At 56.9% G+C, this 11,330-nt stretch carries 6 protein-coding genes; 5 read left to right on the forward strand and 1 reads right to left on the reverse strand.

The window, feature by feature from the left end; genetic code table 11:
• Positions 1-687: 687 nt before the first annotated feature.
• The 5 genes from APH35_RS28920 to APH35_RS27425 all read left to right on the forward strand — a co-directional run bounded on the left by APH35_RS28920 (position 688) and on the right by APH35_RS27425 (position 5,257).
• Positions 688-897, forward strand: coding sequence for a hypothetical protein (locus APH35_RS28920; RefSeq protein ID WP_156341246.1), 210 nt, complete (start codon positions 688-690; stop codon positions 895-897).
• Between the two features lie 57 nt (positions 898-954).
• On the forward strand, positions 955-1,821 hold the full coding sequence (locus APH35_RS27410) for an McbB family protein (RefSeq protein ID WP_060515807.1): 867 nt from the start codon (positions 955-957) through the stop codon (positions 1,819-1,821).
• A gap of 792 nt (positions 1,822-2,613) precedes the next feature.
• On the forward strand, positions 2,614-3,816 hold the full coding sequence (locus tag APH35_RS27415) for a YcaO-like family protein (protein WP_060515808.1): 1,203 nt from the start codon (positions 2,614-2,616) through the stop codon (positions 3,814-3,816).
• Positions 3,813-4,556: a hypothetical protein gene (locus tag APH35_RS29605; RefSeq protein ID WP_012273394.1), complete on the forward strand. Its 744-nt coding sequence runs from the start codon at positions 3,813-3,815 to the stop codon at positions 4,554-4,556. Before APH35_RS27415 ends, APH35_RS29605 begins: the two co-directional genes overlap by 4 nt.
• Positions 4,556-5,257: an ATP-binding cassette domain-containing protein gene (locus tag APH35_RS27425; RefSeq protein WP_012273395.1), complete on the forward strand. Its 702-nt coding sequence runs from the start codon at positions 4,556-4,558 to the stop codon at positions 5,255-5,257. The genes APH35_RS29605 and APH35_RS27425 overlap by 1 nt, the downstream gene beginning before the upstream one ends.
• A gap of 42 nt (positions 5,258-5,299) precedes the next feature.
• Here APH35_RS27425 and APH35_RS27430 read toward each other — a convergent pair.
• Positions 5,300-11,330: non-ribosomal peptide synthase/polyketide synthase (locus APH35_RS27430; RefSeq protein ID WP_156341247.1), on the reverse strand; the 6,031-nt coding region annotated here is incomplete at its 5' end.

Here is an 11,330-nt window from a genome sequence, read left to right on the forward strand (position 1 = left end):
CCGGCCTTGGGCACAGCGCAATATCTGGGGCGTTTACAACCCCTCCAGCTCGGCCATCAGGTCACTCAACCGGTCGACCTTGTCGTCATCCAGCGCACTGCCCTGCAGCCACTGCACATACACCCTGGCTACTCCATCGTGCTGCAATCGAACATCGCCCGCAGCGGCACATAGCACTGATCGCTCTCTGCAAGCGAAGAGCGTTCCTCTTCGCCAACTGCCAATGCTCGTTCACTCGACCACAACGAGCAAAGCCGATCAATCTCTCCAAAATCAGTCACACGGCGATTAGCGACCCCATATCCATGTCGCTGAAACAGCAGCTCTACACATTTAGAAACACTGATTCTACGCCACCCGCTGCTAAACAATGCCTCATCGCCTACCCCTATTGAACCACCCTCAAGAACAGCTTCAGAAAACTCGCATACTTGCTACAGCAATTTCGCATGACAAAAGCCGAAACCTCCTACATTAATAAAGGCAAAAGTAAACATAACCGACCAATACTAACTACATGTAAGACGCATCTGAAGAGCAGTCCTACAACAATAGCTTCCAACCAAACCACCCCAACCCACCAAATACACCCACCTACTCTGAAGCGCAATTGACATAGATCAATCGAACGCCTAAACCTCTTCATGCCCGCACTCTTTCGGGCAACAACAAAAACAAGGAGACACTATGGAAAATCAATATGGCATTAGCCTTTTGGCATTAGCCTCCGAAAACAATTGCGATATGGAAGCTGAATTCTTCGGAGGATCTGGTAGCGCCGGTGGTTGTGGTGGCAGCGGCGGTTGTGGAGGCGGTGGAGGCTGCAAGGGTGGCAGCGGCGGCTCCGGCGGCTGTGGTGGAAACAATGGCATAAACAACGACCCGGCAACCCTGTAACTATAAGCGGGCTTCTGCGACGACTACTGCAGGCGCCCGCAACCTTTCAGGTATTTTATGAAAACACTCAGAATCTACAACTATGAAATACTCAACTTTGACACTGAACCGATGGTCTTCTCATCCAAAGGCTTCACGAAGATCACCGAACCAAAAATAATAGAAGCCTTACAATTAATTGAAAAAAATCAATCCAAATATATCCACCCTCATGCACTGGACCACATACTAAAAAAGGCAAAACTCCAACCTGCCAGCGCGATAAAATTCTTAAAAAGCCTGTCAATAATCGGAGAGCTCACTGATCCACCTAGCTTTCAGCGCACCATCATCTACCACGATCTAGAAATTCCAGGCGAGACAACCAAGTACCTTGAAAAAAAGTACAACAATAAATTAGAAATAAGGAATATCGCTGACTACATACATCCCAACAACGACGAGCCTACGCTCTTCGTATTCGCTTGCGCAAAACTGAGCCCGCACTTGCTAAAGTCCACCTATAAAAAACTACTAGCAACAAACCCCAACTATGGCGCCACTGTCGGCTTCATCAGTGGCGTTCATTTCCATTTAACGGAAATTCATATCCCCTCAATTGGAAACCCGTGCGCTTTTTGCACACTTGACCGTATCGCGCACTACGAAAGCCTGAGAACAAGTCAGCACCACTGGAGCAAAATTTGGTCTTTCTGCCGTAGCAACAACCTCGACCTACCAAAAATAGAAATAGACGAACTCCAAAAGTCTTTAATTTTAGGCACCATTATTTCATTCACAAACAAACTCACCCAAGCGCCAAAATCAAAAACCACTCAAGATCAAGTTCTATTATCCAGAACAATCAACCTGGAAACCGGAATTACTACAGAAGACGCCAGCGTCCACTGGCCACTGTGCCAATGCATAGGATTTGAACAATGAATATAAGCCATGACGAATACTTGAAGTTTATATGCCCTGATGTCATGGATGAGACTTTGGCATTCCACGCCAAAGGCAACTACATAATCCACGAAGCGACACAACACCTAAGCACCCTTCACCACATACCATCAAAGGACCTTACAAAGCTTACCGGGAACGAATTACGCCTCAACACCATTACAGCACCCAGCAAAACCAAAGAACTGACTCTTAGGCCTCTAGCAAATTCACATTCACTACGGAGAAATAATTCATGTGATCAATTTAAAGATCGCCCACTTCATTTCAAAACGGTCCAAGCACTGCTTTCACCCCTCTTGACCAAAAGCTCCACTGCCTACAACAGAGGTTATCCAAGCGGCGGAGCGCTTTATCCAATAGAAGTATTTTGCATCAACCTCAACAACAAGATCGAGCAATGGCCAACTGAAACTAACGCCCTACACTTACTTCCATCCTCAAGATCACTGGAAGCTCATAGCCCATCAATTAACATCAGAAAATTGACTGAAGCAATTATCCCAAAAAACGTCGACATCGGCCGACCGTCACTAGCACTTATATATTTGATCTACTTACCCAAAGCACTGTTCAAGTATCGATACAGAGGCTATCGCTTGAGTCTAATGGAGGCAGGCTCGATGTATATGATTACTGACTTGCGCTGCAAAGAACTCCACCTAAATAGCAGACCATGGTCAGGGTACACTGACCATCAAGTAACCAAAAATTTGAATCTCAACCCGACTCTTTTCCTACCCACATGCATCCAACTAATAGGTTAGACCCATGAATATTTTTAACGAGATACACTACCCGGAATTTTCGGACTTTTTTCTACTTAGGCCTAGCGCAGTCACTCACCTACCCAACAGCGTAGAATGTGGCACCCGTTGGCGCACCTACGGTTCAAGCAGCGGCTGGTCATCAGATATAACCGACAGCGCATTAGGCGAACATTTTGAACGTAAACATTTTTACTTAGACATCCCTGTCCATGACACAAACAAACTAGACATCGGACTGACAACCAAAGAGCACAAAGAATTCATCCAAGCGTTTTCTCAAACCTTAATACCTAATAAAAGCTCGTCTTTGCAGTCGCATCACTTTGACCGTACAACGGCATACAGAATCACTGATTTTACAAGCTGCAAGATCCCAACCGTATGCCTTTCCATTTCAGAGTGCCGAAATTTTACTGACAATAGCATCTACCCAATCAGAGACACATGTGGATGCAGCGCACACATGACGATCAACAATGCAGTGCTCGGAGCACTCAAGGAAACACTGGAACGGCAGTTTCTACTTAGATACTGGCTTACAAAAACCTGCACAGCGGAAATAAAACTCAATGTTGCCTACCCCATACTAGCTGGAAGCACCAGCTTGCCACTCCTCCAAGAGCTAAAAAAATCTGGCGACCTGTGCATCCTCAATCTAACCGACGAACGCTTTCCAGGAAGCTGCCTACTCTTATGTTATGGCAATCAAGACACCACCGCCAAAGTGAAATTTTGCGCTGGCATGGCTTACGCCGCCACCTCAAGGATTGCTTTAGAGAAAGCAATAGTCGAATTATGGCAGACATTTCGCTTTATGCAGGCAATCGATAATGACCATGAAATAGAAAACCCACTTCAAGACCCTTATCTCAAACACTTCCTAAATTGCAACAGCTACGATACTTTCCAAGATACATCCAGAGATTTGACATCAACCCAGCACAACCAGAAACGTACACCATCGAAAGAGCTAACCCTACAGAATCTATTAACAACCATAAGAGAACTAGAATTCAATGGATATCTCTACTTATCGTCCACCCCCTACAAACAGTCAAACCTTTACTTCTGCAAATATTTTTCACCCAATTTATTCCTCCACATGAATAACGCAAGCCACCTCAACATCAAAAATACTTACTCCGAACACTTCCTCAATAAAATCATAAGCCGTCAGCTCTCCAGAATGGTCCCGTTCCCATGAATCTCTATTTAAGCCACCTCCTACTCAGCGCAAAAAAAATCACACGCATTATCAGGATCTTGATCACTGAGCACTTGAGAGAACCCACATCACTTCTATGGTCAGCACTTGCACCCTGTCTACTCTTCATCATTACAACCCCAAAGCACACAACCTTAACCTACACTGCGTCAACTGCGTGGTTCTACTCATACATTTCAGCAAGTGTTGCCTTTTTTGGATTTAGTTTTTACTTGATCGGCAGGCGAGAAAGCGGCTTCACTCGCTCTTTCATATATCAACGCGGCGCAATAAAAATATTCCTGATTTCACACACACTCAGCTACTTAGTGCTGAGCACACTCTACGCCTTGCTTTTTTACCTATTGACCAAGCCGCTACGAGGGCACTACTTACTCCCTGAGCTTTTGTATCTGCTGGCATGCTTTTACACAAGTTATCTTATGTTCACCTGTATCGGCCTAGGGATCGCTGCACTGCCCATCAAGTTCAGCACTGCCAGCACGCTTTTTTCGCTCATGTCCTTTCTCATGCTGGTCTCTGGGTACACAGCTACCCTACAGGGCTACGACACGTCTCACCCGCTAACGCTGATCAACCCGCTCTATCTGAGTGTTCAGGTATTCCATGGCGAATTTTCACTTCTCAGCAGTTTCTTGACGGCTCTTTCAGCCTTTGCGGCCTGCACATACCTGACAGGACGACATTTTAGAACCCAACCCATATGGAGCCGCTACTAATGGATATACTAAAAATAACCGACCTTTGTTTCGGGTACAGCGGAACCACGCTGATGGACAATATCGGACTCAACATCAAACAAGGCGAAATGATCGGCATACTGGGCAAGAATGGCGCAGGAAAAACGACGCTATTCGACCTCATCTGCAACGTAAAGAAACCAATCCGGGGCGTCGTCACCAACTCATCCAAGCATCAGGCTTATTTAACCCAAATTCTTACCCCACCCCCTTTACTGCGCATGAATGAAGCGAGCAAACTTATCACCAGCCTAGCCCCCAATGACGCCCCCGATCACTTAGAAATACTTTCAAAACTGGCTCAATGGTCTCCTTCCCTGTCCAAACGATATGCAGAAATCGCTAATAAAAAAGCGTCCAACTGCAGTTATGGCGAGATTCGCAGCTACTTCACGCTGACCCTACTGCTTTTGAACAGTGACTTGATCATTCTTGACGAGCCCACAGCTGGGGTGGACCCTGAGTTCCGGCATTACATATGGCTAGGCATACACAACGCATGCCGGGAGGGCGCGTGCGTGTTGATTGCTTCACATTACACAGAGGAAATCACAAAAAATTGCCATCGCTTTTACATGCTCGCCAATAAACGACTGGAAGCGTTTGATAGTGGTGAACAGTTCATGGCTTGCCACGGCGCCGAATCGTTAGATGAGGCCTTTATCAACGCCGCGATCTAGGTACCGTGGCCACTAAAAAGGGGCGCCAAGCGCCCCTGCCGGTCAAAGGCCTTCCAACTCGGCCATCAGATCACTCAGCCGGTCGACCTTGTCGTCATCCAGCGCACTGCCCTGCAGGCCCTGCACGTACTCGGCCAGTTCCTCCACAGTGCTGCACTCGAACATCGCCCGCAACGGTACGTTCAACTGCAATTGCTTCTGCACCCGCGAGGCAATCTGCGTGGCCAGCAACGAATGCCCGCCCAGCTCGAAGAAGTTGTCGTGGACCCCGACCCGCTCGGCCTTGAGCACATCGGCCCAGATACCCGCCAAGACCTCTTCCAGCTCATTGCGCGGCGCCTGGTAGGCCTGGCTGTGCTGGCCGCCAATGTCGATGGCGGGCAGCGCCTTGCGGTCCAGCTTGCCGTTGGCGTTGTGCGGCAGGCTGTCGAACCAGCCCCAGTGCAGCGGTACCATGTACTCCGGCAACTCGGCACGCAGGCGTTGCTTCACCTGTTCCAGCAACGTGGCGTCGGCAGCGATGCCCTGATGGGCCACCAGGTAACCGACCAGATGCTTGCCATTGACGCCCTCCTGCACGCCCACCGCAGCATCGCGCATTTCCGCCTGTTCGTGCAGGCGGGCTTCGATCTCGCCCAGCTCGATGCGGTAGCCGCGTATCTTCACCTGATGGTCGATGCGCCCGACGTACTCCAGCACACCGTCCGGGCGCTGCCGCGCCAGGTCACCGGTGCGGTACAGGCGCTCGCCCGGTGCACCGTATGGGTGAGGGATAAACGCCAACGCAGTACGCAGCGGGTCGCCGACATAGCCACGGCCAACGCCCGTGCCAGCCACACACAGTTCGCCCACCGCACCCAGCGGCACCAGCGCCTGGTCTTCACAAAACAGGTACAGGCGGTTGTTGTCGGTCGGCGTGCCGATGGGCAGGTAACTGCCTTGGGTCGACGCGGCATCGACACGGAAGAACGCCACGTCATCCGAGCACTCCGCCGGGCCGTAGGCGTTGACCAGGCCGATCTGCGGGTAGCGCTGCAGCCACTGCGCGGCCAGCTCCGGGGGCATCGCCTCGCCGGTCGGCAGCATCCAACGCAGGCCGTCCAGCGCCTGGTGGTCGCTGGCCAACATGCCCTGGATCAGCGACGGCACGCTTTCCAGCACGGTAATGCCGGTGGCCTGCACGTGCGCCAGCAGCCCCTGTGGGTCATGGGCGATGGCGTTCGGCACGATCTCCACCTTGGCCCCGAACAGCGGCGCGGCAAGGAACTGCCACACCGAAATGTCGAAGCTCTGCGAGGCAGTCTGGGCGATCACGTCCTGCTCGCTCAATGCCAGGTACGGCACCTTGCTCAGCTGGTTGTTGAGCATGCCACGCTGCTCGACCATCACCCCTTTCGGCAGGCCGGTGGAGCCTGAGGTGTAGATCACATAGGCAAGGTTGTCCGGGCCACTGTGGATGCCTGGGTTGTGGCTGGCAACCTGGCTGGCCTGGATGTCTTCCCACACCAGCAGCTGTGGCCTTGGCGCAACGTTCAGCTCAGCCAGCAACTGCCGGCCTTGCTCGGCACAGGCCGCGCTGCATACCAGCACCGGGGTACGGCTGAGCTGGATGATGCTTTGCAGGCGCGCGGCAGGCAGGCCCGGGTCCAGCGGCAAGTAGCCGGCACCGGCCTTGAAGCTGCCGACTATCATGCCCAGCAGCGGCAACCCGCGCTCGGCCAGCAGCGCCACCGGCTGGTCCACCTTCACACCGGCCCAGATCAAGGCATGGCCCAGGCGGTTAGCCGCCAGGTTCAGCCCGGCGTAGTCGTAGGACGCCTCCAGGCAGCGGGCCACGGTACGTTCCGGGTGCGCAGCCACTTGCGCTTCGAACTGTGCGATGTAGCTCTGTTCCAGCGGATAAGCCCGCTCGGTGCGGTTGCAGTCTTCCAGCAGGAAGCGCTGCTCGTCTGCCCCCAGCATCGGCAGCTCGCTCACCTCGCCCTCGAAGCCTTGTACCAGCGCCAACAGCATGCGCTTGAACTCGGCCAGCAGGCGCTCGACGGTCGGGTAGTCGAAGTAGCGCTGGTCGAACGACAGGTGCAGGCCCAGGTCGTCGCCGGGGTAGCACACCGCCGTCAACGGGAAGTTGGTGTGGGTACGGCCCGAGTCGGAGCTGGCATTCAGGTGCTGGGCGTGGTCGAGCACGGCGGTTTCCACCGGGGCGTTCTCGAACACGAACAGGCTGTCGAACAGCGGCTGGCCCTTGGGCAGCTCGCTGCACTCCTGGATCGCCACCAACGGCAGGTATTCGTACTCGCGCAGTTCCATGTTGCTTTGCAGCAGGCCTTGCAGCCACTGGCGCACGCTGCGGCGCTCACCGGCTACCGGCAACTGCACGCGCAGGGCAACGCTGTTGATGAACAGCCCGACGGTGCGCTGCATCTGCGGCATGCTCACCGGGCGCCCGGCCACGGTTACGCCAAAGGCCACGTCGCGGTCACCGCTGTAACGCGCCAGCACCAGGGCCCAGGCCGCCTGGGCGAAGGTGTTGACGGTCAGCTGGTGAGCCTGGGCCAGTTCACGCAGGCGCACGCCATCGCTCACCTCCAGGCGGGTGTAGCAATCGCCGACCACCATGCCGCTACCCGCGTGGTCATGGCGCAGCGGGCGGTCACTTGGGATAGCCGTGGCGCGCTCGAAGCCGGCCAGGTTGGCCTGCCACCAGGCGCGTGCGTCGTCCAGGCCCTGGCGTTGCAGCCAGCCGATGTAGTCGCGGTAGCGCGGCGGCACCGGCAGTTGGGCCTGACGGCCTTCGCCAAGGGCCTGGTACACCTCGAAGAAGTCGTTCATTAGCAGCGAGCGGCACCAGGCATCGATCAGGATGTGGTGGTTGCTCATCATGAACCAATAGCGCTCGTCGGCCACGCGCACCAGGCGCAGGTGGAACGGTGCTTCGCTGAGCAGGGCAAAACCGGCCTCGCGCTCTTGCTTGTGCAGGGCCTGCAGGCGCTGCTCCTGGGCGTCGTCTGCAAGGCCGCGCCAGTCCTGGTAGTCCACCGCCAGGTTGCCCGGTTTGTGGATGATCTGCAGCATCGCCTCGCCGCTGTTCCAGCTGAACGAAGCGCGCAATGCTTCATGGCGCGCCACCACGGCCTGCCAGGCCTGGGCGAAACGCTCAGGGTCCAGGGCGCTGTTGATGCGGTAGCGGTCCTGCATGTAGTAAAGGCCGGTGCCCGGCTCCAGCAGGGTGTGCAGCAGCATGCCTTCCTGCATCGGCGTCAGCGGGTAGACGTCCTCGATCTGCGCAGCCGGTACCGGCAGGGCGTCGATCTGCGCCTGCGTCAGATGCGCCAACGGGAAGTCCGAGGGGGTGAAACTGCCGTTGCCATCGGCCAGGCAATGCGCGACCAGCGTCAGCAACTCCTGACGATAGGCCTCGGCCAGCCGGGCAATGGTTTGCTGGTCATAGCGCTCGGCGCTGTAGGTCCAGCGCATTTGCAGGGCGCCGCCATACACCTGGCCATCGACGCTCAGCCAGTTGGGCAGCGGTGCGTCGAGGTCGTGAGCCAGGCCTGCTGGGGCCTCCAGTGGCTGGAACAGCGCGGTGCTGTCGAACTGCTGGTCGAACTGACCCAGGTAGTTGAAGGTGATACGCGCCTGCGGCAAGGCCGCCATCTGCTCGCGCCCGGCCGCATCGGCCAGGTAGCGCAGTACACCGTAGCCAAGCCCCTTGTGCGGCACCTGGCGCAGTTGCTCCTTGATGCGTTTGATCGAGCCGGCCCGCGCCGCGTCGTCCTCGCCTGGCAACGGGCGCAGGCTCAGTGGATAGGCGTTGGTGAACCAGCCGACACTGCGGGTCAGGTCCATGTCCTCGAACAACCCGTCACGACCGTGGCCTTCGAGCTGCACCAGCACTTCTTCCTCGCCACTCCAGCGGCACAAGGCACGCGCCAGCGCAGTGAGCAGCAGGTCATTGACCTGGGTGTGGTAGGCCGCCGGGGCCTGTTGCAGCAGTTGCCGGGTTTGCTCCACGTCCAGGCCGATGGCCAGGGTATGGGCGTGGCGGTGCAAGTTGCCACCCTGCGGGTGATCGCACGGTAGTTCGCGGCGCACGCCACCCAGCTGGCCTTGCCACCAGCCCAGTTCGTCGCGCAGCGAATCGCTGCCGGCGTAACTGGCCAGGCGTGCGGCCCAATCGCCCATGGCGTGAGTCTTGGTCGGCAGTGGCTGGCCACGGTACAGCGCCTGCAAGTCTTCCAGCAACACCCGCCAGGACACGCCATCGACCACCAGGTGATGGATCGCCAGCAACAGGCGCTGGCTGCCCTGCCCGTCACGCACCAGCAAGCCACGCAGCAGCGGGCCTTGTTGCAGGTCGAGGCTGCGCTGAAGGTCGGTGTACAGCGCCTGGCAGTCTGCAAAATCGGCCACGGTGGCGCTCCACAGCAGCTGGTCGCCAGCAGGCTGCGCGTACTGAGCCTGCCAGCCGCCCTGGGCCTCGCTGAAACGCAGGCGCAGGCTGTCATGGTGCTGCACCAGCGCAGCCATCGCTTGTGCCAGTGCGGCTTCGTCCAGCGGCTGGCGTGCCTCCAGCAGTACCGCCTGGTTCCAGTGCTGTGGCTGTGGCACTTCGCTGTCGAAGAACCAGTGCTGAATCGGCGTCAGGCCGGTCTGGCCCTGGCGCTGGCCCTGATCGATGCTGCTGGCGGCTTCGCTGTGCTGAACCACGGCCGCCAGGGTCTGGATGGTCTGGTGCTGGAACAGGTCGCGCGGGGTGAATTGCAAGCCGGCCTGACGGGCCCGGCTGACCACCTGAATCGAAAGGATCGAATCACCCCCCAGTTCGAAGAAGTTGTCCTGCACGCCAACCTGGGCAACGTTGAGTACATCACGCCAGATCTGCGCCAGTTGCGCTTCCACCTCGTTGCCTGGGGCCTGGTAGTGCTGGCGCGCCTGCTCCAGGTCCGGCAGCGGCAGCGCACGGCGGTCGAGCTTGCCATTGCCCATCAGCGGCAGGCTGTCGAGCAGCACCAGGTGCGCAGGCACCATGTAGTCCGGCAGGTGCTGGCGGGCATCGGCTTTCACGGCTTCGCGCAGCAGGTTCTGCGCCTCGCTACCGGCGCTGGCCTGCTTGCACACCAGATAGCCCACCAGCTGTTTGCCACCCGGCAAGTCCAGGGCCAATACCACGGCCTCGTCGACATCCAAGTGCGCCTGCAGCCGGCTCTCGATTTCGCCCAGCTCGATACGGAAGCCACGAATTTTCACCTGCTGGTCGGCACGCCCGACGTACTCGACCAGGCCATCAATGCCCAGGCGCACCAAGTCGCCCGTGCGATACAAGCGGCCCCCTGCGGTGCTGAACGGGTCGGCGACGAAGCGCTCGGCACTAAGGCCAGGGCGGTCGTGATAGCCCTGAGCCAGCCCGGCACCACCGACATACAGCTCGCCAATACCACCTTGCGGCAACAGGGCCAGGTCTTCATCGAGGATGTAGGCCGTGCGGCTTCCGATGACGCGGCCGATCGGCACGCTGCCAAGGTCCGCTGGCAACGCCTCTGGCGCCAGGCAGGCCAACGGCATGACCACGGTTTCGGTCGGGCCGTAGGCGTTGAAGAACTGCTGCGGGGCAAAGGCCTGGCGAATACGTTGCAGGTGCTCGCCGGTCAGTGCTTCGCCACCGGTAATCACCAGGCGCACCGGCAGTTGTTCGCCCTGCCCGCCCAGGTACTGCGCCAACTGGCTGCCGTAGCTGGGGGTAAAGCCCAGGATGCTCACCTGTTGCTCACGCACCAGCTGGCAGATGTCTTCGGCACCCCACTGCCCTTGGGCACGCAGCACCACGCGGGCACCACACAGCAGCGGCACCCACAAGCGCTCGCTGGCAGCGTCGAAGTTGATCGAATAAAAATGCAGCTCGCAATCATCGCTGCGCATGCCGAATGCGGCGATCACCGCCTGGCAGTGCATGGCGAATTCGCCGTGGCTGACCACCACGCCCTTGGGCTTGCCGGTGGAGCCGGAGGTGTAGATCAGGTAAGCCTGGTGCTGCGGCAGGTTGAGGTTGTCCAGCGGCGCATCGCTGTAGGCC

Origin of the sequence: Pseudomonas sp. NBRC 111132, from assembly GCF_001320565.1 — a bacterium.
Taxonomy (GTDB): Bacteria; Pseudomonadota; Gammaproteobacteria; order Pseudomonadales; family Pseudomonadaceae; genus Aquipseudomonas; species Aquipseudomonas putida_P.

What these genes read in the sequence shown, in the direction of transcription:
- APH35_RS28920 (WP_156341246.1), top strand. Translation starts at nt 688, where the DNA reads ATGGAAAATCAATATGGCATTAGCCTTTTGGCATTAGCCTCCGAAAAC.
- APH35_RS27410 (WP_060515807.1), top strand. Translation starts at nt 955, where the DNA reads ATGAAAACACTCAGAATCTACAACTATGAAATACTCAACTTTGACACT.
- APH35_RS27415 (WP_060515808.1), top strand. Translation starts at nt 2,614, where the DNA reads ATGAATATTTTTAACGAGATACACTACCCGGAATTTTCGGACTTTTTT.
- APH35_RS29605 (WP_012273394.1), top strand. Translation starts at nt 3,813, where the DNA reads ATGAATCTCTATTTAAGCCACCTCCTACTCAGCGCAAAAAAAATCACA.
- APH35_RS27425 (WP_012273395.1), top strand. Translation starts at nt 4,556, where the DNA reads ATGGATATACTAAAAATAACCGACCTTTGTTTCGGGTACAGCGGAACC.